General features: G+C 62.1%; 22 protein-coding genes and 1 tRNA gene. 9 read left to right on the forward strand and 14 right to left on the reverse strand.

What is annotated here, in order from left to right; translation table 11 throughout:
* Window positions 1–50: 50 nt before the first annotated feature.
* The 5 genes from ACIPZB_RS03475 to ACIPZB_RS03495 all read right to left on the reverse strand — a co-directional run bounded on the left by ACIPZB_RS03475 (window position 51) and on the right by ACIPZB_RS03495 (window position 4,342).
* On the reverse strand, window positions 51–992 hold the full coding sequence (locus ACIPZB_RS03475) for a ribose-phosphate pyrophosphokinase (RefSeq protein ID WP_016391678.1): 942 nt from the start codon (window positions 990–992) through the stop codon (window positions 51–53).
* 48 nt (window positions 993–1,040) lie between these two features.
* Window positions 1,041–1,115 (reverse strand) — tRNA-Gln (locus ACIPZB_RS03480).
* 19 nt (window positions 1,116–1,134) lie between these two features.
* Complete coding sequence (gene ispE / locus ACIPZB_RS03485) at window positions 1,135–1,995, reverse strand: 4-(cytidine 5'-diphospho)-2-C-methyl-D-erythritol kinase (protein WP_400639011.1); 861 nt, start codon at window positions 1,993–1,995, stop codon at window positions 1,135–1,137.
* A 3-nt stretch (window positions 1,996–1,998) separates the two neighbouring features.
* Window positions 1,999–2,616, reverse strand: coding sequence for a lipoprotein insertase outer membrane protein LolB (gene lolB, locus ACIPZB_RS03490; protein WP_400639012.1), 618 nt, complete (start codon window positions 2,614–2,616; stop codon window positions 1,999–2,001).
* Window positions 2,617–2,620: 4 nt separating this feature from the next.
* On the reverse strand, window positions 2,621–4,342 hold the full coding sequence (locus ACIPZB_RS03495; RefSeq protein WP_400639013.1) for a tetratricopeptide repeat protein: 1,722 nt from the start codon (window positions 4,340–4,342) through the stop codon (window positions 2,621–2,623).
* Window positions 4,343–4,543: 201 nt separating this feature from the next.
* Here ACIPZB_RS03495 and ACIPZB_RS03500 point away from each other — a divergent pair, with 201 nt between their 5' ends.
* Window positions 4,544–4,705 carry a hypothetical protein gene (locus tag ACIPZB_RS03500; RefSeq protein ID WP_400639014.1) on the forward strand — a complete coding sequence of 54 codons (162 nt, stop codon included), beginning with the start codon at window positions 4,544–4,546 and terminating at the stop codon, window positions 4,703–4,705.
* A gap of 476 nt (window positions 4,706–5,181) precedes the next feature.
* Here ACIPZB_RS03500 and ACIPZB_RS03505 read toward each other — a convergent pair whose 3' ends face one another.
* Both ACIPZB_RS03505 and ACIPZB_RS03510 read right to left on the reverse strand, forming a co-directional pair.
* A complete protein-coding gene (locus ACIPZB_RS03505) occupies window positions 5,182–6,156 on the reverse strand; it encodes a hypothetical protein (protein WP_400639015.1) in 975 nt (324 codons plus the stop codon).
* 10 nt (window positions 6,157–6,166) lie between these two features.
* On the reverse strand, window positions 6,167–6,655 hold the full coding sequence (locus tag ACIPZB_RS03510; RefSeq protein ID WP_400639016.1) for an Hcp family type VI secretion system effector: 489 nt from the start codon (window positions 6,653–6,655) through the stop codon (window positions 6,167–6,169).
* Between the two features lie 531 nt (window positions 6,656–7,186).
* Between ACIPZB_RS03510 and hemA the strand changes: the two genes are divergently transcribed.
* From hemA to murI, 5 genes are read left to right on the forward strand one after another with little or no spacing between them, the layout of a single operon-like run.
* The gene (gene hemA / locus ACIPZB_RS03515) at window positions 7,187–8,464 is read left to right on the forward strand and encodes a glutamyl-tRNA reductase (protein WP_400639017.1); all 1,278 of its coding nucleotides are present in this window, start codon (window positions 7,187–7,189) and stop codon (window positions 8,462–8,464) included.
* Window positions 8,461–9,543 (forward strand): peptide chain release factor 1, encoded by a 1,083-nt coding sequence (gene prfA, locus ACIPZB_RS03520; protein ID WP_008099067.1) that lies wholly within the window; start codon window positions 8,461–8,463, stop codon window positions 9,541–9,543. Before hemA ends, prfA begins: the two co-directional genes overlap by 4 nt.
* On the forward strand, window positions 9,543–10,373 hold the full coding sequence (gene prmC, locus ACIPZB_RS03525; RefSeq protein ID WP_400639018.1) for a peptide chain release factor N(5)-glutamine methyltransferase: 831 nt from the start codon (window positions 9,543–9,545) through the stop codon (window positions 10,371–10,373). Before prfA ends, prmC begins: the two co-directional genes overlap by 1 nt.
* On the forward strand, window positions 10,367–11,122 hold the full coding sequence (locus ACIPZB_RS03530; RefSeq protein WP_400639019.1) for a molybdopterin-synthase adenylyltransferase MoeB: 756 nt from the start codon (window positions 10,367–10,369) through the stop codon (window positions 11,120–11,122). Before prmC ends, ACIPZB_RS03530 begins: the two co-directional genes overlap by 7 nt.
* Window positions 11,115–11,912: a glutamate racemase gene (gene murI / locus ACIPZB_RS03535; protein ID WP_400639020.1), complete on the forward strand. Its 798-nt coding sequence runs from the start codon at window positions 11,115–11,117 to the stop codon at window positions 11,910–11,912. Before ACIPZB_RS03530 ends, murI begins: the two co-directional genes overlap by 8 nt.
* A 10-nt stretch (window positions 11,913–11,922) precedes the next feature.
* Here murI and ACIPZB_RS03540 read toward each other — a convergent pair whose 3' ends face one another.
* The 5 genes from ACIPZB_RS03540 to ACIPZB_RS03560 form a co-directional block, all read right to left on the reverse strand.
* The gene (locus tag ACIPZB_RS03540) at window positions 11,923–12,621 is read right to left on the reverse strand and encodes an SDR family oxidoreductase (protein WP_400639021.1); all 699 of its coding nucleotides are present in this window, start codon (window positions 12,619–12,621) and stop codon (window positions 11,923–11,925) included.
* A 20-nt stretch (window positions 12,622–12,641) separates the two neighbouring features.
* Window positions 12,642–14,060, reverse strand: a complete 1,419-nt coding sequence (gene phrB / locus ACIPZB_RS03545) for a deoxyribodipyrimidine photo-lyase (protein WP_400639022.1) — start codon at window positions 14,058–14,060, stop codon at window positions 12,642–12,644.
* Window positions 14,051–14,950 carry a MerR family transcriptional regulator gene (locus ACIPZB_RS03550; protein ID WP_400639023.1) on the reverse strand — a complete coding sequence of 300 codons (900 nt, stop codon included), beginning with the start codon at window positions 14,948–14,950 and terminating at the stop codon, window positions 14,051–14,053. Before ACIPZB_RS03550 ends, phrB begins: the two co-directional genes overlap by 10 nt.
* Complete coding sequence (locus ACIPZB_RS03555; protein ID WP_400639024.1) at window positions 14,940–15,908, reverse strand: YbgA family protein; 969 nt, start codon at window positions 15,906–15,908, stop codon at window positions 14,940–14,942. Before ACIPZB_RS03555 ends, ACIPZB_RS03550 begins: the two co-directional genes overlap by 11 nt.
* 109 nt (window positions 15,909–16,017) lie before the next feature.
* A complete protein-coding gene (locus tag ACIPZB_RS03560; RefSeq protein ID WP_400639025.1) occupies window positions 16,018–17,004 on the reverse strand; it encodes an NAD(P)/FAD-dependent oxidoreductase in 987 nt (328 codons plus the stop codon).
* Window positions 17,005–17,190: 186 nt separating this feature from the next.
* Here ACIPZB_RS03560 and ACIPZB_RS03565 point away from each other — a divergent pair, with 186 nt between their 5' ends.
* The gene (locus tag ACIPZB_RS03565) at window positions 17,191–18,096 is read left to right on the forward strand and encodes a TIGR01777 family oxidoreductase (protein ID WP_400639026.1); all 906 of its coding nucleotides are present in this window, start codon (window positions 17,191–17,193) and stop codon (window positions 18,094–18,096) included.
* A 13-nt stretch (window positions 18,097–18,109) separates the two neighbouring features.
* Window positions 18,110–19,123, forward strand: coding sequence for a ferrochelatase (gene hemH / locus ACIPZB_RS03570; RefSeq protein ID WP_400639027.1), 1,014 nt, complete (start codon window positions 18,110–18,112; stop codon window positions 19,121–19,123).
* Between the two features lie 129 nt (window positions 19,124–19,252).
* Here hemH and ACIPZB_RS03575 read toward each other — a convergent pair whose 3' ends face one another.
* Window positions 19,253–20,527: a uracil-xanthine permease family protein gene (locus ACIPZB_RS03575; RefSeq protein WP_400639028.1), complete on the reverse strand. Its 1,275-nt coding sequence runs from the start codon at window positions 20,525–20,527 to the stop codon at window positions 19,253–19,255.
* A 2-nt stretch (window positions 20,528–20,529) separates the two neighbouring features.
* Window positions 20,530–21,168, reverse strand: coding sequence for a uracil phosphoribosyltransferase (gene upp, locus ACIPZB_RS03580; protein WP_400639029.1), 639 nt, complete (start codon window positions 21,166–21,168; stop codon window positions 20,530–20,532).
* Window positions 21,169–21,330: 162 nt separating this feature from the next.
* Between upp and ACIPZB_RS03585 the strand changes: the two genes are divergently transcribed.
* The gene (locus ACIPZB_RS03585; protein ID WP_008099091.1) at window positions 21,331–21,888 is read left to right on the forward strand and encodes a hypoxanthine-guanine phosphoribosyltransferase; all 558 of its coding nucleotides are present in this window, start codon (window positions 21,331–21,333) and stop codon (window positions 21,886–21,888) included.
* The last annotated feature ends 2 nt before the right edge of the window (window positions 21,889–21,890 follow it).

The following is a 21,890-nucleotide window of genomic DNA, read 5'->3' on the forward strand; positions in this document are numbered from 1 at the left end:
CGCCCCAACGAATGCTGGGGCGGGGCGCTTCACATCAATACCTGTTCCGCTTAGCGGAACATCGCACTGATCGATTCTTCATTGCTGATGCGGCGTACCGCTTCAGCGACAACCGGTGCGATATCCAGCTGGCGGATACGGTCACAGGCTTGAGCAGCGGCGGACAGCGGGACGGTGTTGGTCACCACCAGCTCGTCCAGTACCGACTTCTCGATATTCTCGATCGCGCGGCCCGACAGGACAGGGTGCGTGCAGTAGGCGTAAACCTTGGCAGCGCCGTGTTCTTTCAGGGCCTTGGCCGCGTGGCACAGGGTGCCGGCGGTATCGACCATGTCGTCTACCAGGATGCAAGTGCGCCCTTCGACATCACCGATGATGTGCATCACTTCGGAGTGATTGGCCTTTTCGCGGCGTTTGTCGATGATACCCAGGTCGACACCCAGGGACTTGGCGACGGCACGTGCACGCACGACACCACCGATGTCCGGGGAGACGATCATCAGGTTCTCGAAACGCTGGTCTTCGATGTCGTCGACCAGTACGGGCGAGCCGTAGATGTTGTCGACGGGGATATCGAAGAAGCCCTGGATCTGGTCAGCGTGCAGGTCGACGGTGAGTACACGGTCGATACCCACGACAGTGAGCATGTCAGCGACAACTTTGGCGCTGATGGCTACACGTGCCGAACGCGGACGGCGGTCCTGGCGGGCGTATCCGAAGTAAGGAATCACAGCAGTGATTCGCGACGCAGAGGAGCGGCGGAAGGCATCAGCCATCACGACCAGTTCCATCAGATTGTCGTTGGTAGGGGCACAGGTTGGCTGGATGATGAAGACGTCCTTACCACGGACATTTTCATTGATCTCAGCACTGATTTCGCCGTCGGAGAACTTACCGACAGAAACATCACCCAGTGGAATATGCAGCTGACGTACGACACGCCGAGCCAGATCGGGGTTAGCGTTCCCCGTAAAGACCATCATCTTGGACACGCGCAGTACCTGAAGGCTGAGGGTATACCTGGATGAGTATAAGGAAAATGGCAGGGGCGGCTGGATTCGAACCAACGCATGGCAGGATCAAAACCTGCTGCCTTACCGCTTGGCGACGCCCCTGTATCTGTTGCTGCGAGCGCTAGGCACTCGACTTCTTGATCAGACTCTGTAGCTCACGATGCAACATCGAAACATTGCTTCCTTTCGCCACAAACCCTGTTTGGGTCTCTGAAAGAAGGGCCAGAACTTTATCAGCTTCGGCTTTGCTTGGGAAGGCCCCAAACACACAACTTCCAGTGCCGGTCAGTCGAGCCTTTGTGAATTTACCCAATGAATTCAACGCATTGCGAACTTCTGGGTAACTCTGCTCTACCACCGGTTGGCAGTCATTTCGACTGTTTCCCTCGGGAACGGGGCGCATCTTAAGGGGGAGGGAATCACGTGTCAACAGCGGATGTGAAAAAATTTCTACAGTGCTGACAGACACTTGCGGCACCAGCACGACATACCAGGGTTCCTCCGGGTCGACCGGGGTCAGTTGCTCGCCCACGCCTTGGGCGAACGCGGCGTGGCCCCGCACGAACACTGGAACGTCGGCGCCCAGGGTCAGGCCCAGGCCGGCGAGGCGGTCTTCGTCCCAGTCCAGTTGCCACAGATGAGCCAGAGCCAGCAGGGTGGTGGCGGCATCCGAACTGCCACCCCCGATACCGCCACCCATGGGCAGTACCTTGTTCAGCCAGATGTCGGCGCCCAGGCCGGTGCCGGATTGCTCCTGCAGCTTGCGCGCGGCGCGCACGATCAGGTTGCTGTCGTGGGGCACTGCGGCGATCTCGGTGTGCAGGCGGATCACACCGTCGTCACGCCGGGCGAAGGTCAGCTCGTCGCCGTGGTCGAGGAATTGGAATACGGTTTCCAGCTCGTGGTAGCCGTCGGGACGGCGACCGATGATGTGCAGCCACAGGTTGAGCTTGGCCGGGGCGGGCAGGGTGATCTTGTGCATCGATCAGTGCCCCAGCTGGCGCGGCTGCCAGTCCTTGACCACCAGGGTCACGTCCAGGTTCTTGCCGTGCAGTTTCAGGCGATCGGGCAGCCAGTAGCCGTTCTGCTCGGTGTAGCTCAGGTACTGCACCTGCCAGCCATCCTGGTCGAGGCTGGCCAGGCGGCTGTCGCCGTCCAGGGTCAGCTTGCTCTTGCTGTCGGGGGCGGGCAGGCCGCGCACCCACCAGACCAGGTGCGAAACCGGCAGTTGCCAGCCAAGCTGCTCTTCCAGCAGGGCTTCGGGGCTTTCTGCCTGGTAGCGGCCCTGGTTGGCCACTTCCAGCACCACGCCGCCAGGGCGACCGGTCAGGCGTGCGGCGCCACGGCCCAGTGGGCCGGCCAGGCGGATGTCGTAGTAGTCCTGACGCTGCAGCCAGAACAGCGTGCCGCTGCCGGAATCGCGCGGGGCACGGATGCCGACCTTGCCGTTGATCTGCCAGCCATCAAGGGTGCTCAGCTGCGCTTTATGAGCGCGCCACTGCTGTGGGTCGCCTTGGCCCTGCAGGGCTTCGCGGCTACCGAAGCCGGCGCAGCCGGCCAGCAGGGCAATCAGGGTAAAGGTGATGCAATGGCGCAAGAACATGGCGTTAGAGAGTCTCGGATCCGGTCAGGCGCAAAACGGTCTTGCGCAGGATAGGGCTGTCGGGCTGGGTTTCGAAGGCCTTGGCCCAGACCTGACGCGCTTCGCGGCGCTTGCCGTTGGCCCACAGGACTTCACCCAGGTGGGCAGCCACTTCATGGTCGGGGAAGCGCTCCAGCGCCTGGCGCAGGTAGCGTTCGGCTTCATCGAGGTTGCCCAGGCGGTAGGCGACCCAGCCCAGGCTGTCGAGCACGGCCGGGTCGTCGGGGGTCAGCTGGTGGGCCTTGTCGATCAGCGCCTTGGCTTCGCTATAGCGGGTGGTGCGGTCGGCCAAGGTGTAGCCCAGGGCGTTCAGGGCCATGGCGTTTTCCGGCTCGCGGGCAATGATGGCGCGCAGGTCTTTTTCCATCTGCGCCAGGTCGTTGCGTTTTTCCGCCAGCATGGCGCGGGTGTAAAGCAGGTTGAGGTCGTCCGGGTAGTGCTGGAGGGCTTGTTGCAGCACCTGGTTGGCCTGGGCGTCCTTGTTGTTGTTGCTGTAGCTTTCCGACTCGATCAGGTACAGCTGGACGGCGATGTCCGGCTGCGCTTCACGGGCCGCGGCAAGTTGGCGCGAGGCTTCGCTGCCACGGCCGTTGGCGATGAGAATATCGGCCTGGCGCAATTGCGCCGGCAGGTAATCGGGGCCGGGGCCGACTTGCGCATACTCGCGCAGGGCGCCCGCCGGGTCATGGCGTTCTTCGGCGATGCGGCCCAGGTTCAGGTGCGCGGCATCGACATTGCTGTCGCGTTCGATCATTTCGCGCAGGTAGCTTTCGGCCTCGTCCCAGTCCTTGTTCTCCAGGCACACCAGAGCCAGGGAGTAGCGCAGCTCATCGTCATCGGGGTATTGCTGGACCAGGCTGATGAATTCGCCCTTGGCGTCGGCGATACGGTCCTGTTCGACCAGGGTGCGCGCATAGGTCAGGCGCAGGCGTTTGTCATCCGGATTGTCGCGAATCGCCCCACGCAGCAGCGGCAGGGCTTCCGGGCCGCGGTCAAGGGCCTGGAGCAGGCGGGCGCGGAGCAGGATCGGAGCGATTTCGCTATCTTGTGTCGGGTGCGCCTCAAGCAGTTCGAGCGCCTCTTCGGTCTTGCCGTCCTGGTTGAGCAGCAAGGCCTTGCCAAACACCAGCTGACTGTTGTCCGGGTACTTGACCAGCAGGCGGTCGAAGCTCTGCATCAGACCATCGCGGGTGCCCTGGTCGGTTTCTGCGGCCGACAGGGCAAGGAAGTCGAAGTGGGTGTCGCCTTTGCCCTGCAGTACCTTCTCCATATAAGTCATGGAGTCGTCGTAGCGGCCGACACGCGCCAGCTGAATGGCGGCGGCGCGCTGGGCGTCGAGGTTCTGCGGGTCGTTGCGGGCCCAGACCAGTGCGTTGTCGAGGGCCGGCTCGTCGGCACCGAGGTATTCGGCGATGCGGTAGGCGCGCTCGGAAATGCCGGGGTCCTGGGTCTTGGCGGCCTGGTCGGTGTAGTTGGCCAAGGCGATGTCGAAGCGGTTGCGTTGCCCGGCCAGTTCAGCCACCAGCAGGCTGTACAGCGTGTCTTGCGTGAACGACCCATACGCCACGGGCTTTTGCGCCGCGTCTTTGCCGGCCTCGGCAACGGGCGGCTCGGCATTTTGCGGGGCCAGGCTCTGGCAGCCCTGGAGCAGGGCGAAGGCAAGCAGCAATGCGTAGGGTCTGTTCATATAAAGGCTTAGAAGGACTTACCGGCGGTCGGAGCATGATGACACAAGCGCGGGGGCAAACCCACCTGCGAAGGTCGAGGTTTACAGCGTGGGGCTGTATGGGTCGGACCATGGCGGGGGGCGGAGGTTCTGAGGGATCTGCCGAGGCGGTGGGAGGAACACACCACATGACTGGCGTTTCAGAAGGCCATGGATCTAGCCATGCATATGCTGCATCTGAGTGTCGAGCATATCAAGAAGCAAGAACTCACTGATCTGGGTGAGGCCATTGTCAAGGATGCGGTTACTGCTCAGGTTGAATATGTGAAAGCAGGCTGTGCACTGAGTCTGAGGGCTTTGAAAGTCGGGCCGAATACGCTCTGAGCAGATATTGAGGCGCTGAATGTCGGCTGTCTCTGCTGCAGTTTGGGCGAGGGTACTAGCTCCACTTTTAACACGCTCGCCTCGCCTTTATCTCTTGAGTTAACCTCGCTCAAAATACCTTGTGAAACCTTCGTAGATGATTAGTGATGAAACGGAGAGTATCAGGTAATACCAGAAAAACAGAAGCAGGCGCCTGGTTTTCTGCGGGATGCTTTGGATGTCAATGGGGTCTGCCAAGTTTCGGCGTATATAAAAATTTGGGGTCGAGAGCATCCCGGCGATCCCGCAGAGTCTCATCATCTTGCCGAGAATTCCTGCAGTGGAGTACATCGAACGGTTTCCTTGCACAAACTTGCAATTAATTAGCTGAGACTCAATGGTTTCGACATGTCGGCAGGCGATGTAAATGAGCGCCACAAGACTGATCATTAGTGAGATCAACATAAAAAATGAAATGAACATCCACGGCGAGCTTGTCATTTATCAAACGCCTCGTACAAAAAGTCTCCAAATTTTGTCGCCTGTCCCTTGGCGTATTCTCCAGCTACCATCCCTCCTGCTGCACCCCCAATGACTGCGCATGCCAATGTTCCCATCCCGCCGCTTGGGAGGCCGATGGCGAGGCATAGCTGCCCAAGAGCGTAGCTGCCTATGGTTGCCCCGCCAGCAGTACCAGCAAGGCTTCCCGCTAATGATGCACCCTCGATGTATTTTGCTTTTCTACAGGCCTCCTCGCGTCCTAATGTGCATGCCTTCTGGATTTCTAGTCCGGTAGCCGCAACCTCAAGCGCTATGCCAATATAGGTACCTTTCTTGATCAGATTGGCGGCCTTTGCGACTCCTGCAACCTTATCGGCATACCCTGCAATCTCGCCGGTATGCAGATAACTTTTCGTGGAAATCGCCAGCGCCCTTTTGACCGACTCTTTATTTCGCAGGCCGGCCCCGAAAGCTGCCAGCCTGCTCAATTGTTCTTCTAGCTTCACGAACAGCGCAGCTCGCCTCGCATAAAACTGGTCACGCGCCTTGAGCGTACCTGTGCCAAGGTACTCCTTATGCAGCTGTTCAATTTCCAGCAGCGTGTCCTGAATGGCCCTCAGATGCTTGCCCCATGCATCGCTGATTACGCCCGCGCCCATCGAAGCGTGGGCCAGTAGCCTCTTGAGCAGTTCGAAATTCTCCAGAAAGAATTCGTCAGCACCCTGGCCGCTGCGCATCAGGCCGATGTGCGTGATGGAGGCTTTCGCCATCAGGAAGGCTTCATGGCTGGTGCATGAGGGTGTAGACCAATCACCCATGACGACCAGTTCGCCACTTTTCACCACTGAGTTGTAGATATGCGAATTCAGCACATCGAACTTGCTGGCAGCGTGCCCCGTCAGGGCAAGGCCAGCCTTGAGCGTGTGGTAGTTCTGCATCCTGGGATTGATATAGGCGCGAGCTTGGGACATGGCGATACCCTCACGCGTACTTCTTGTTGCCGATCCGGTCCCAGCCGCCGGCGATGTTGCCGCCGCCGCTGCCGTCGATACGTTTCTGCTGGGTATAAGTGGTCTTGATCCTGCCGTAGTCGAGCTGAACCACTTCGATCGGAACGCCATCGGCTGCACTCTGGGTGTAATCGGCAATGATCACTTCTTCGAGGACAATCTCGTAATACTTGAGCTTGTCTCCGCCCGCGCGGCAGAGCGCAAGTCTGACTTCCTTGAGATGCTGGCCTGCACAGCTGGCTTCCATCAGTTTGCAGCTGGCACTGTCGAGGAACTTGGTGAACGTGAAGTTGCTTACGGCAGTACGACCCGATGTCGCACCACCGGCTGAACTTGCAGTGGCGGAAGTGCTTTGGCTGACACCGAAGTCATAGCCCGTGACTTCGATCCATTTGTTGTATTTCTCGTCCAGGGCTTCGCCGGGGATTTCGTCGATTTTTATGTAAGCGTCAAAAGCCATGCGTACCGCTCCTTGGTAATCATTGGGTGTGAGAATTTTGTATATGCGGGTGGGAACTTGCTCCGGGCAGTGATGGCAAGGCTAGGCATTGATACTGGGTAATGCAATGGCTGGGGTGCAATTTCGGAAAAGGACTACAAGTTGATGTAATAAGTCCGTGCGGATGTGTCGAAATATGTTATTGACACTCACTTTATGTAGGAAAAGTTTCGAGGCTTTGTTTAATTGTTAAACGGCTTTCGGCGGTCAGCCCAGCGCTGACTGACGCATACATGGCTCGGTGGATCAAAGCGACTTTTGTGGGAGCCGGCTTGCCGGCGATCACCGGTGAAGCCGGTGCCAGGCATTCGCGGTGCCTGCATCGCCGGCAAGCCGGCTCCCACAGGGACTTTTGCCCTCAGGGCGAGGACCTCCACACGGGCATCTGCCGGCAGGGCGCAGCCTGCCATCACTCCAATAGCGAACGGTGGTTGTTCTAAAACCTGCGAAAGAGGACAATTATCGGCTTCCCGTCACAACCAGCGACCTTGCATGGCCTTTCTTGCACTTGGTATCAACCATAAGACTGCCTCGGTAGACGTACGCGAGCGCGTGGCGTTTACCCCAGAGCAGCTGGTCGACGCCCTGCAGCAGCTCTGCCGACTGACCGCCAGCCGCGAGGCGGCGATCCTGTCCACCTGCAACCGTAGCGAGCTCTATATAGAGCAGGACCACCTGTCTGCCGACGCCGTTCTGAAGTGGCTGGCCGAATACCACCGGCTGAGCCTGGATGAACTGCGCGCCAGTGCCTACATCCACGAGGAACACGACGCCGTCCGGCACATGATGCGGGTGGCCTCGGGCCTGGACTCGCTGGTGCTCGGCGAGCCGCAGATCCTCGGCCAGATGAAGTCGGCCTACGCCGTGGCGCGCGAGGCCGGTACCATCGGCCCGCTGCTCGGGCGCCTGTTCCAGGCGACCTTCAGTGCCGCCAAACAGGTGCGTACCGATACCGCGATCGGCGAGAACCCGGTGTCGGTGGCCTTCGCCGCGGTCAGCCTGGCCAAGCAGATCTTCAGCGACCTGGGCCGTAGCCAGGCGCTGCTGATCGGTGCGGGTGAAACCATCACGCTGGTTGCCCGCCACCTGCATGAGCAGGGCGTGCGCCGTATCGTCGTGGCCAACCGCACGCTGGAGCGGGCCAGTACCCTCGCCGCGCAGTTCGGTGCCCACGCCGTGTTGCTGGCCGATATCCCCCAGGAGCTGGCGCACAGCGACATCGTCATCAGCTCCACCGCCAGCCAGTTGCCGATCCTTGGCAAGGGCGCCGTGGAGAGCGCGCTGAAGCAGCGCCGGCACAAGCCGATCTTCATGGTCGATATCGCCGTGCCGCGCGACATCGAGCCGGAAGTGGGTGAACTCGACGACGTCTACCTGTATACCGTCGACGACCTGCACGAAGTGGTCGCGGAAAACCTCAAGAGCCGCCAAGGCGCGGCCCAGGCTGCCGAGGAGTTGGTCTCGGTGGGCGCCGAGGACTTCATGCTGCGCCTGCGCGAGCTGGCTGCGGTGGACGTGCTGCGCGCCTACCGCCAGCAGAGCGAGCGTCTGCGCGACGAAGAACTGCAAAAGGCCCAGCGCCTGCTGGCCAACGGCGGCAACCCCGAGGATGTACTGGCCCAACTGGCCCGTGGGCTGACCAACAAACTCCTGCACGCGCCCAGCGTGCAACTGAAAAAGCTCTCGGCCGAGGGCCGCCTCGATGCGCTGGCCATGGCCCAGGAACTCTTTGCCCTCAATGAGGGCTCGACGGACAAAACCCCGCAATGAAAGCGTCGCTGCTGAACAAACTGGACACGCTCCAGGACCGCTTCGAGGAACTCACCGCGCTGCTTGGTGACGCCGAAGTCATATCCGACCAGACCCGCTTTCGCGCCTATTCCCGCGAATACGCCGAAGTGGAGCCGGTGATCGCCGCCTATCAAGACTGGCGCAAGGTGCAGGACGACCTCGAGGGCGCCCAGGCGCTGCTCAAGGACGCCGACCCCGACCTGCGTGAAATGGCCGTGGAAGAAGTACGCGATGCCAAGGAACAGCTGGTCGGCCTGGAGTCGCAGCTGCAGCGCATGTTGCTGCCCAAGGACCCCAACGACGGTCGCAACGTGTTCCTGGAAATCCGCGCCGGCACCGGTGGCGACGAGGCAGCCATCTTCTCGGGCGACCTGTTCCGCATGTACTCGCGTTACGCCGAGCGGCGTGGCTGGCGCCTGGAGATCCTGTCGGAGAACGAAGGCGAGCATGGCGGCTACAAGGAGGTCATCGCCCGCGTCGAAGGCGACAGTGTGTACGGCAAGCTCAAGTTCGAGTCCGGCGCGCACCGCGTGCAACGTGTACCAGAGACCGAGTCCCAGGGCCGCATCCACACCTCGGCGTGCACCGTGGCGGTACTGCCGGAGCCCGACGAGCAGGTAGCGATCGAGATCAACCCGGCCGACCTGCGCGTGGACACCTACCGCGCCTCCGGTGCTGGCGGTCAGCACGTCAACAAGACCGACTCGGCGATCCGCATTACCCACCTGCCCACCGGCATCGTGGTCGAGTGCCAGGAAGAGCGCTCGCAGCACAAGAACCGTGCGCGTGCCATGTCCTGGCTGTCGGCCAAGCTCAATGACATGCAGACCAGTGCTGCACAGAACGCCATCGCCAGCGAGCGCAAGCTCCTGGTGGGCTCCGGCGACCGCTCCGAGCGCATTCGCACCTACAACTATCCACAGGGCCGGGTCACCGATCACCGCATCAACCTGACCCTGTACTCCCTCGACGACATCCTCGCCGGTGGCGTGGACGCCGTGATCGAACCTTTGCTGGCCGAATACCAGGCCGACCAATTGGCCGCCCTGGGGGACTGATGACCATCATTGCCAGCCTGCTGCGCAACGCGCAATTGCCCGACTCGCCTACCGAGCGCCTGGACGCGGAACTGTTGCTGGCCGCGGCCATCGGCAAGTCGCGCAGCTACCTGCACACCTGGCCCGAGCGCATCGTCAGCAGTGAGGATGCCGCGACCTACGCCGGCTACCTGCAGCGGCGCCGTGGCGGTGAGCCGGTCGCCTACATCCTGGGTCAGCAGGGTTTCTGGAAGCTAGACCTGGAAGTAGCGCCGCACACGCTGATTCCGCGGCCGGACACCGAGCTGCTGGTCGAAGCGGCCCTTGAGTTGCAGCCGGCGACGCCGTCGAAGGTCCTCGACCTGGGCACCGGAACCGGTGCCATTGCCCTGGCCCTGGCCAATGATCGCCCGGCCTGGCAGGTCACTGCGGTGGACCGGGTGGAGGAGGCGGTGGCCCTGGCCGAGCGCAATCGGCAGCGCCTGGGCCTGGGCAATGTTCAGGTGCTGGCCAGCCACTGGTTCGACAACCTGGCCGGCCAGCGTTTCGACCTCATTCTCAGCAACCCGCCCTACATTGCCGCCGAAGATCCGCACCTTGTCGCGGGTGATGTACGCTTCGAACCCAGCAGTGCGCTGGTGGCGGGTGCCGATGGCCTGGACGACCTGCGAACGATCGTCAGCCAGGCACCACAGTACCTGTTGCCAGGGGGCTGGTTGCTGCTCGAACATGGTTACGACCAGGCAGCGGCAGTGCGTGAACTGCTGACCGCGCAGGGTTTCATCGAGGTTGCCAGCCGCAAGGACCTTGGTGGCCATGAACGTATTTCCTTGGGGCGTTTGCCATGCTGACCGATCAGGAACTGTTGCGTTACAGCCGGCAAATCCTGCTGGCGCAGGTGGACATCGATGGGCAGTTGCGGCTCAAACGCAGCAAGGCGTTGATCGTCGGCCTGGGTGGCCTCGGCTCGCCGGTGGCGCTGTACCTTGCCGCGGCAGGGGTTGGCGAATTGCACCTGGCCGATTTCGATACCGTCGACCTCACCAACCTGCAGCGCCAGGTGATTCACGACAGCGATAGCGTTGGCATGAGCAAGGTGGACTCGGCTGTGCAGCGCCTGCAGGCGATCAACCCCGAGATCGGCCTGGTCTCTCACCGCCAGGCACTGGACGAAGATTCCCTGGCCGCCGCCGTGGCGGCGGTCGACCTGGTGCTGGACTGCTCCGACAATTTTTCTACCCGCGAGGCGGTCAATGCAGCGTGCTTCGCCATGGGCAAACCGCTGGTCAGCGGCGCGGCGATCCGCCTCGAAGGGCAGTTGTCGGTGTTCGACCCGCGGCGCGACTACAGCCCCTGTTACCACTGCTTGTATGGCCACGGCAGCGAGGCCGAACTGACTTGCAGCGAAGCCGGCGTGATTGGCCCGCTGGTAGGGCTGGTTGGCAGCCTGCAGGCGCTGGAGGCGATGAAGTTGCTGGCCGGTTTCGGCGAGCCGCTGGTGGGCCGCCTGCTGCTGATCGATGCCCTCGGCACCCGCCTGCGCGAGCTGCGGGTCAAGCGTGATCCGGCCTGCGCCGTGTGCGGCAAGCGCGATGGCTGAGCGTTCAGCGCCGATCGGCGTGATGGATTCGGGGGTCGGCGGTTTGTCGGTCCTCGCCGAGATCCAGCGGCTGTTGCCCAACGAATCGCTGTTCTACGTGGCCGACAGCGGCCATGTGCCGTATGGCGAGAAAACCCCGGACTATATTCGCCAGCGCCTTCGGCACATTGCCGAGTTCTTCCAGGCGCAAGGTGCCAAGGCAATGGTGCTGGCGTGCAATACCGCGACCGTGGCGGCGGTTGCCGACCTGCGCGAGCTGTACCCCGATTGGCCGCTGGTGGGGATGGAGCCGGCGGTCAAGCCTGCTGCTGCAGCCACCCGTTCCGGGGTGGTGGGGGTGCTGGCTACGACCGGTACCTTGCAGAGTGCCAAATTTGCCGCCTTGCTCGACCGCTTCGCCAACGATGTGCGGGTGGTCACGCAACCTTGCCCTGGGTTGGTCGAGCGGATCGAGACCGGCGACCTGGGCAGCGAGCCATTGCGCCAGCTGCTGCTGGGCTATGTACAACCGCTGCTGGCTGCAGGTTGTGACACGCTGATCCTCGGCTGTACCCATTACCCCTTCCTGCGCCCGCTGCTGGCCACGATGGTGCCTGCTGACGTGGCCATCATCGACACCGGCGCGGCCGTGGCGCGCCAGCTGCAACGCTTGCTGGCGGCGCGCAGCCTGTTGTCCGACGGCCCTGTGCGCGAGGCCGCCTTCTGGACCAGCGGCGATCCGCAATTACTGAGCAAGATCCTCCCTGTGCTGTGGCAGGGCGCCGGCAGTGTGCAACGCTTTGCGATGTGAAAAAGCGGTGTCAGCGCGACAACGGCCATAGGCCACTCAAGTCCAACACTTCCAGCACCAGTTCAGGCTCTCGCAATGGCAAGCGCCGCAGCAGTTCCTCTGCGGCACTCTGCGGGGTCCAGGCATCGGGCGCGGCCTGCACCGATGTCACCGGTGTCTTGAGTGACTGCGGGGCTACCACCGTCAAAGTAATACCCCGTTTCGTCAGCTCGTCGCGCTCCTCGCGCAACCACTGGGGCATTGTGTTCCAGCCCGCGGTCACCTGCGTCGGTGAATACAACTGCAAAGCCGAATAGCGGTTGAAGATGGCCATCACCTGCGGGGCGTTGCCTTTCGCCAACAGTGGCAAGACCTTGGCCAGGCAATGTTCGCCGGCCAATTGATTGGTGCTGACGATGCTTTCGAACAATTCGCTGTCCGGCACATCGTCAGTCAGGTAGTCAGAGGTGCCTGCATTGATAATCAGACCATCCAGTGCTCCCCAAGCGTCGCATAGCTGTTGGCAGGCACTGGCAGCCTGCTCTTCGTCATGCAATTGCCAGGGCAACTGCAACAGCCTGCTTCCATGGCGCGACGCCAAAGCCTCCAGTGCCTTGTCGTCCTTGCCGCTGGCGGCCACCCGGTGCCCTTGTTCGAGCAATCCGTCCAGCAAAGCCATACCCAGTCCGTTGGTGGCCCCCGTAACCCAGAAACTGCGCGAGTTTTTCAAATGACGGCCCTCTGCTCCTGTCAGCGCGAAAGGCTTTTGAAGGCCTTCAGAGCGCGCTGACGACTACTTCCGAGATCGACGATCGGACTGTGATAAGAATTAATAGCTAATAGATCGTCAGACTTCACGGGCTGATGAATAGTTTTATTATCCAGTACCCTCAATTCTGGTAACCATTGACGGATAAAACGCCCCTCCGGGTCGAAGCGCTCCGATTGGGAAACCGGGTTGAACAGCCGGAAATAGGGCACTGCATCGGTGCCGGTGGAAGCGCTCCACTGCCAACCGCCATTGTTGGCGGCCAGGTCACCGTCTATCAGGTGACGCATGAAGTGGCGCTCGCCCAAACGCCAGTCGATCAGCAGGTTCTTGCTGAGGAACATGGCTACGATCATGCGCAGGCGATTGTGCATCCAACCGGTGTGCAGCAACTGGCGCATGGCGGCGTCGATGATCGGGAAACCGGTGCGCCCCTCTTTCCAGGCCTGCAGATCCTCGGGCGCATCACGCCAGGGCAAGGCTTCGGTGTGGGCGCGGAAAGCGCGATGGCGCGATACCTGTGGATAACCGTTCAGGATGTGCTTGTAGAACTCGCGCCAAAGCAACTCGTTGATCCAGGTCTGGATGCCGCTGCTACCACTGTCGAACTCACCCCGGTTGCTGGCCAGCGCAGCGTGCAGGCATTGCCGTGGCGAGATCACGCCGGCGGCCAGGTAGGCCGACAGCTGGCTGGTGCCCGCTTTGGCCGGAAGATCGCGCAGGTGTTGGTAGTCTTCGACGGTTTCGTCGAGAAAACGCGCAAGCCGCGCCTGCGCTTCTTCCTCACCGGCAGGCCAGTGCTCGCTGAGCGCACGCGCGGGTTTGTCGAAGCCCTCGATATGTTGGGGTATAGGGTCGCTGCTGATGTCCAGTGGCGCTTGCCGGTTTACCCGCTGGGCAAGCGCAGGCAGGGCACGGTGCAGGTGCTCAAGGCAGGCTTTCTTGAATTGGCTGAATACCTGGAAGTAATCGCCGCTGCGGGTCAGGATCGTGCCGGGGCGCAGCAGCAACTGGTCCAGATAGCCATGGGCCTGGATGCCGTTAGCCTGCAGCAGCGCTCGGGTGGTCTGGTCGCGCCGGCTTTCGTTGATGCCGTACTCATCGTTCCAGTGCACCGCCTCGATCGCGTGCTGACGGCACACTTCAAGTACGCAGGGCGCTGCTTCATCCCACCTGTCGATCTTGCGAATCAACAGCGGAATGTTCAGCTTGCCAAGGGACTGGCGCAGGTCGCGCAGGTTGCGCAGCCAGAAGTCCACCTTGCACGCCGCGTCGTCATGGTCCTGCCATTGGCCGGGGCTGGCCAGCCACAACGCCACGACCGGGCCGCGCTCGGCGGCGGCGCTCAGGGCGGTGTTGTCGTCGATGCGCAGGTCAGTGCGCAACCAGATCAATTGCATCGTGAATTCATCTCGGTAATCCGGTGGTCATGGCGTTGCAGTAAACGCAGTGCCGCCTGGGGGGTATCGAACAGAAAAAGCTCGGGAAGATCGAACGCTTGCAACTGCGCCTGATGAAGCGAAACCGTGGCGCCGCCGAGCAACTTCACCCCGGTCATTCCCTGGAGTGTGCGCTGCAAGGTCTTTGCGTCGATACGTGGGCCCAGGTGCAGGAGCAGCGCTCTGGGTTGCAGTGCGGTTATAGCGCGTTGCAGTTGCGCGCCGCTGACGGGCTGTTCCAGCACTTCAACGGCTATACCGTTGCTGCTCAGCAGCCAGGCACATAGCCACAGGGTGGGGTCGAAGGGGCGCTCAGCGTCTTCGGCCAGCAGTACCGCTGGTCCCTGCAGCAGCAGGTTGTCATGGTAGACGCGTGCGCCCAGCTTGCTGCGCAGCCAGGTGTGGAAAAACACCTGTTCGAGCTGGGCGTTGAAATAGGTGCGCCAGCGCAGGGTCAGGCTTTCCAGCAACGGCAGCAGCAGCTGTTCGCACAGGGTGATGGCAGGGTACAAGGCCATGGCCTGGTTCAACTGCTGGTCCAGGGTGCGCTGGGAAAGGCCGGCAATGGCTTCGATGAGCTGCGCCTGCCGCACCTGCCAATCGCCCCGGGGAGTGGCGCCGGTTGGTTTGTCGATCAGTTCGCGCACCTGGCCCACCGATGCGCCGCGTTCGAGCCAGGCGAGAATCGCTTCGACCCGTTCCACCTGCTCGTCGGTATACAGGCGATGTCCTTTGGCAGTACGTTGCGGTTTCAGCAAGCCATAGCGCCGCTCCCACGCACGCAGCGTCACCGGGTTCACGCCGGTGCGGCGCGCCAGTTCACCGATGGGCAGAAGCCCTTCAGACGGCATTGCGCAGCCCCAGGCTGTCGGGGTGTGGTTGCAGGTAGGCCTGCTGCTGCAGATAGGGGTCAGGGTGCTTGCGCAGGTAGTGCTTGAGCAAGGTCAGCGGTACGACAAGGGGCACCACCCCTTGTTGGTACTGATCGATGATGTGCGCAAGCTCCGCTTTGTCCTGTTGCGTCAGTGCCCCTTTGAAATAGCCGCTCAGGTGCTGCAGGACGTTGCCGTGGGTGCCTCGGCTGGCGCATCGGCGCAGGGCCTGCATCAGCGCGCTGAAATAGCGAGGCCCGATCACCTGCGGGTCGTCATCCCGGCTCATGCTGCCGAGCAGGCGACCGAGTTGGCGATAGGCGTGTGGGTTGTTGGCCATCAACAGGTACTTGTAGCGCGAATGGAAGCGCACCAGGGCGCCGCGGCTCAAACCTTCACTCAACAGGCGTTGCCAATCGGCGTAGGCATAGACGCGGCTGATGAAGTTTTCCCGCAGCACCGGGTCGTGCAGGCGGCCTTCTTCTTCCACCGGCAGGTCAGGGCGCAGGGCGCAGAACGCCCCCGCATAGGCACCTGTGCCACCTTGTGGGGCAGGGTGGCCGTTGTCCTGGTAGACCTTGACCCGTGCGAGTCCGCACGATGGTGACTTCTGCATGAAGATATAGCCGCAGATATCATTCAGCTCACTGGCCATCTGCTCGCCATAACTGCGCAGTGGGCCAGTCAGATCCATGCCGGGGTTGCGGGTACTCACCACTGCAGGGTGGTCCGGGTCGCCAACCAGTCTTATCGGGTCGCGCGGCACGCCCAGGCCGATGGCGACTTCCGGGCAGACGGGCAGCCAGTCGAAGTGTTGTTCCAGTTGCTCGCGGCACAGTTCGGAGGCCTTGTGCCCGCCGTTGTAACGCACGCTATGCCCGCTCAGGCAGGCACTGATGGCGATACGAGGTTTGGACGTGGCAGCGACGTCGAGCATGGCTATCTCCGTAATAAACTTGTACATGGAAGATGGCATGTACAAGTTTATTCCAGCATAGCTGCGAACTTATGCAAGTGATTTCTTCTGTACAGCTTTTTCGCGCAGGCTAATCGAGGTGTTCAAGCAGCCGTCTTGCGGCTTCCTGGCCACTGAGCCAGGCGCCTTCGACGCGGCCGGACAGACACCAGTCGCCGCAGGCGTAAAGCCCCTGGTCGGCATCGGCGAGCGCGCCCCATTCATGGTTACCGGCAGGCCGTGCATACAACCAGCGATGGGCGAGGGCGAAGCTGGGCGCGGGTACGACGCAGCCGACCAGCTCGGCAAACTCCCCCCAAAGCTGCTCGATCACTTCTTCCTTGGCCAGGTCGATGTGCTGTTTGCTCCAGGCCGAAGTGGCATGCAGTACCCAGGTGTCGAGGTGTTCGTCGCGACCGGGTTTGCTGCGGTTGCGGGCGAGCCAGTCGAGGGGGCTGTCCTGCACGAAGCAGCCTTGCATCGGGGTGTCCAGTGGGGTCTGGAATGCCAGGGCGACGGCCCAGGTAGGTTCCATCACCACCCCGGCGGCCACCGCCGCGAGCTTGGGGGTGGCGGCCAGCAACGGCGTGGCCTGGGGCGCCGGTACGGCAATCACCACACGGCTGTACGGGCCGTGGCTGCAGCCTTCGGTGTCCTGCAGGTGCCAGTACTGTTTGCCACGGAACACTTCGGCAATGCGGCAGCCAAAATTCACCGTCACGTCCTTGAGCAGGCCGCGGGTAATGGCACTCATGCGCGGTACACCGACCCAGCGGGTCTGTTCGTCGGGGGAGGGCGTGAGCTCGCCATCACGGTAGTTGTACAGCTGAGGCTTCCACTGTTCCGCCCAGCCAGCTTCCACCCAGTGCTGCACCTGTTCGACGAAGCGCCGGTCGCGGGCGGTGAAGTACTGTGCGCCCAGGTCGAGGGCACCGGCTTCGCTGCGTTTGCTGGCCATGCGCCCGCCACTGCCGTGGCCTTTGTCGAACAAGTGAACGGACTGCCCGGCCTTTTGCAAGGCCTGGGCGGCGGACAGGCCGGCGATACCGGCACCGATGATGGCAATAGGTACTGTCATGATGGCCTCTTCAAACCTTGCTGTTCGCAGACTACGCTGTCAGGCAAACCTGTACAATGCACAATGTTTGTATAAGGTTATTCCGCTTATGAGGCAGGTTGGCCTATGTTTATCCGAGAGCGTTTGGTTAAAAAAGTGCCTTGTTGTTAAAAATAGACCATCGCCGCACTCTGCGAGGACACAGCCATGCATATATTGCTGACAGGCGGTACCGGCTTGATCGGCCAGCACCTGTGCCAGTTCTGGCTAGGGCAGGGCCACCGGCTTACGGTGTGGAGCCGGCGCCCCGATCAGGTGCCGCGTTTATGCGGCAAGGGCGTGCGAGGCATCGCGCAACTGCAGGAACTGGCTACGGATGACCCGCTGGACGCCGTGATCAACCTGGCGGGTGCGCCGATCGCCGACCGGCCCTGGACGGCTGCCCGACGACAGCTGTTGTGGACCAGCCGCATCACCCTTACCGAGCAATTGCTGGCCTGGTTGGAAAGCCGCGAGCAGCGCCCGGAGGTGTTGATTTCCGGTTCCGCCGTAGGTTGGTACGGCGATGGTGGCGAGCGGGAGTTGACCGAGGTCTCGCAACCCGTGCGCGAAGACTTCGCCAGCCAGTTGTGCATAGCCTGGGAAGAAACCGCCCAGCGTGCGCAAAGTCTTGGCATCCGGGTAGCGCTGGTGCGCACGGGTCTGGTGCTGGCCAGCGATGGCGGCTTTTTGTCGCGCCTGCGCCTGCCGTTCAAACTGGGGCTGGGTGGGCCGTTGGGCGATGGTCGGCAGTGGATGCCATGGGTCCATATAGACGACCAGGTCGCCCTGATTGATTTTCTCTTGCAGCACAAGGACGCCAGCGGTCCTTATAATGCCTGCGCGCCGGAGCCGGTGCGCAACCGCGAGTTCGCCAGGCGCCTGGGCCGTGCCCTGCACCGGCCGGCGTTCATGCCGATGCCGTCGCTGCTGCTCAAGGCCGGGCTTGGCGAGCTGTCGACCTTGCTGCTCGGCGGTCAGCGGGCGCGCCCGGTACGCCTGCTGGCAGCGGGCTTCACTTTCCGCTTCAACGATCTGCAATCGGCCCTGGATAATTTGTCCAGCCGCCTCTGACATAGGACGCTGCATGACCGATCACGCCCTGCTGCTGGTCAACCTGGGTTCCCCGGCCTCTACCTCGGTGGCCGATGTGCGCCGCTATCTCAACCAGTTCCTGATGGACCCCTACGTGATCGATCTGCCCTGGCCGGTGCGGCGTTTGCTGGTGTCGCTGATCCTGATCAAGCGCCCGGAACAGTCTGCCCATGCCTATGCCTCGATCTGGTGGGACGAGGGCTCGCCGCTGGTGGTGTTGACCCGTCGTCTGCAGGCAGCAATGGTCGAGTACTGGCCCCATGGCCCGGTGGAAATGGCCATGCGCTATGGCCAGCCGGCCTTGCCCGAAGTGCTTGCCCGCCTGGCCGCTCAAGGCGTGCGCAAAGTGACGCTGGCGCCGCTTTATCCACAGTTCGCCGACAGCACGGTGACCACGGTGGTGGCCCAGGCCGAACAGGCCGTCGCCGAGCGGGGCTTGCCGCTGGAATTGCGCGTGCTGCAGCCGTTCTACAATCACCCCGAGTACATCGATGCCCTGGCCGCCAGTGCCAGGCCGTATCTGCAGCAGGACTACGACCACCTGTTGCTGAGCTTCCATGGTTTGCCGGAGCGGCACTTGAAGAAGCTCGACCCTACCGGCAAGCATGACTTCCAGGCAGCGGATTGCTGCAAGGACGCCAGCGCCGAGATGCGTGCGGTGTGCTATCGCGGGCAATGCCTGGCGACGGCCAAGGCCTTTGCGGCGAAGATGGGCATCCCCGATGGCAAGTGGTCGGTGTCGTTCCAGTCAAGGTTGGGGCGGGCCAAGTGGATCGAACCCTACACCGAGACGCGCCTGGACGAACTGGGCAAGGCTGGGGTGAAGAAGCTGCTGGTGATGTGCCCGGCGTTCGTCGCCGATTGCATCGAGACGCTGGAAGAGATTGGCGATCGCGGCAAGGAGCAGTTCATCGAGGCAGGGGGCGAGGAGTTGGTGCTGGTGCCGTGCCTGAATGATCACCCGGAGTGGGTGAGGGTGTTGGCGGGGCTGTGTGAAAAGGCCTGATTTCCTGGTTGCCTGTACTGGCGCTATCGCTGGCAAGCCGGCTCCCACAGGTTGTGTGTTGTCCCTGTGGGAGCCGGCTTGCCGGTGATAGGGCCCGTGCAGTCCCTGCAGAACTGAAGGTCAGTTACCTCAAGGCAACTGATCATCCAGCTGCTTGTGCTTCCAGCTGTCGTTGCCCGGCAGGATCAGGTTCAGCGCAATAGCCACCACGGCGCACAGGGCGATGCCCTTCAGGCCCCAGTCGTCCGGGCCGTCGCCGCTGCCGATCAATACGCCACCGATACCGAACACCAGGGTCACCGAAACGATCACCAGGTTGCGCGCCTCGGACAGGTCGATCTTGTGGCGAATCATGGTATTCATGCCCACCGCCGCGATCGAACCGAACAGCAAGCACAGGATGCCGCCCATCACCGGTACCGGAATGCTCTGCAGCAGCGCGCCGAACTTGCCGATGAAGGCCAGGGTAATGGCGAAGATCGCCGCCCAGGTCATGATCTTCGGGTTGTAGTTCTTGGTCAGCATCACCGCGCCGGTGACTTCGGCGTAGGTGGTGTTGGGCGGACCGCCGAACAGGCCGGCGGCGGTGGTCGCCAGGCCGTCACCCAGCAAGGTGCGATGCAGGCCGGGCTTTTTCAGGTAGTCACGGCCGGTCACGCTGCCCACCGCAATTACCCCGCCGATGTGCTCGATCGCCGGCGCCAACGCGACCGGAACGATGAACAGGATCGCCTGCCAGTTGAACGCCGGGGCGGTGAAGTTGGGAATCTCCAGCCACGGCGCGGCGGCGATCTTGGCGGTGTCGACCACGCCGAAGGCGAACGACAGGGCAAAGCCGACCAGCACGCCGGAAATGATCGGCACCAGGCGGAAGATGCCTTTGCCGAACACGGCGACGATGAGGGTGGTCAGCAGCGCCGGCATCGAGATCAGCATGGCGGTCTGGTAGGGCAGCAGTACGCTGCCGTCACCGGCCTTGCCCATCGCCATGTTGGCGGCGATCGGCGCCATGGCCAGGCCGATGGAGATGATCACCGGGCCGATGACCACCGGGGGCAGCATGCGGTCGATGAAACCGGTGCCCTTGATCTTCACCATCAGGCCCATGAAGGTGTAGACGAAGCCTGCAGCCACCACCCCGCCCATGGTTTCGGCCAGGCCGAACTGGCCCTTGGCGAGGATGATCGGGGTGATGAAGGCAAAGCTCGAGGCCAGGAACACCGGAACCTGACGGCCGGTGACCAGCTGGAACAGCAGCGTGCCGATGCCGGCGGTGAACAGTGCGACGTTCGGATCGAGGCCGGTGATCAGCGGCATCAGCACCAGCGCGCCAAATGCCACGAAGAGCATCTGCGCGCCCGAAACGACCTGGCGCCAGAGCGGGTCGTTGAAGCCGTCCTGCATGGTCAGGCGTCCTTCTGCTTGGTGCCGAAGATCTTGTCACCGGCATCGCCCAGACCCGGCACGATATAGCCGTGTTCATTGAGGCGCTGGTCGATCGACGCGGTGTAGATATGCACGTCCGGGTGGGCTTTTTCCACCACGGCGATGCCCTCAGGCGCCGCGACCAGAACCATGGCACGGATTTCCTTGCAGCCAGCCTTCTTCAGCAGGTCGATGGTGGCGACCATCGAGTTGCCAGTGGCCAGCATCGGGTCGATGATCAGGGCCAGGCGCTGGTTGATGTCCGGCGCGAGCTTTTCCAGGTAGGTGTGGGCTTCGAGGGTTTCCTCGTTGCGCGCGACGCCGACGGCACTGACCTTGGCGCCCGGGATCAGGCTGAGGACGCCGTCGAGCATGCCGATACCGGCGCGCAGGATCGGTACCACGGTGATCTTTTTGCCGGCGATTTTTTCCACTTCGACCTTGCCACACCAGCCTTCGATCTCGTAGGTTTCGAGGGGCAGGTCCTGGGTGGCTTCATAGGTCAGAAGGGCGCCGACTTCCTGGGCGAGTTCGCGAAAATTCTTGGTGCTGATGTCGGCACGGCGCATCAGGCCGAGCTTGTGGCGGATCAGCGGGTGGCGGATCTCACGAGTGGGCATAGGGGGGCTCCGAAAGGCGGGCAAAAAAACCGCGCTAGGTTAATCTATTCAGCCTTTGCTGTCGTGCAGTCCTTTTGCACGTTAGTCCATAAATGCTTGATCTGTGACGAGCGGATGCGTACCTTTGCCCGCTTTTCCAAAATGCACCCCCCGGAGAGCGCCATGTCCGCTGATCTCGAGCACATCCGTCAAGTCATGCGCGAGGCAGACTGCCTGTACAACGAAGCCGAAGTGGAAGCGGCCATCGCCGAGGTCGGCAAGCAGATCTGCAACGACCTGCACGACAAGAACCCGGTGGTGTTCTGCGTGATGAACGGCGGCCTGATCTTCGCCGGCAAGCTGCTGACCCACTTGCAGTTTCCGCTGGAAGCTTCGTACCTGCACGCCACGCGCTACCGCAACCAGACCAGCGGTGGTGAACTGTTCTGGAAGGCCAAGCCTGAAGTGTCGTTCATCGACCGCGACGTACTGATCGTCGACGACATTCTCGACGAAGGCCACACCCTCAGTGCCATCATCGAGTTCTGCAAGCATGCCGGCGCCCGTTCGGTGCACACCGCCGTGCTGATCGACAAGGACCACGACCGCAAGGCCAGCCCGGACCTCAAGGCCACTTACGTGGGCCTGTCCTGCGTGGACCGCTATATCTTTGGTTATGGCATGGACTATAAAGCTTACTGGCGCAACGCAAACGGCATCTTCGCCGTCAAGGGAATGTAATC

This window comes from Pseudomonas sp. NPDC089396 (assembly GCF_044749545.1).
GTDB lineage: Bacteria > Pseudomonadota > Gammaproteobacteria > Pseudomonadales > Pseudomonadaceae > Aquipseudomonas.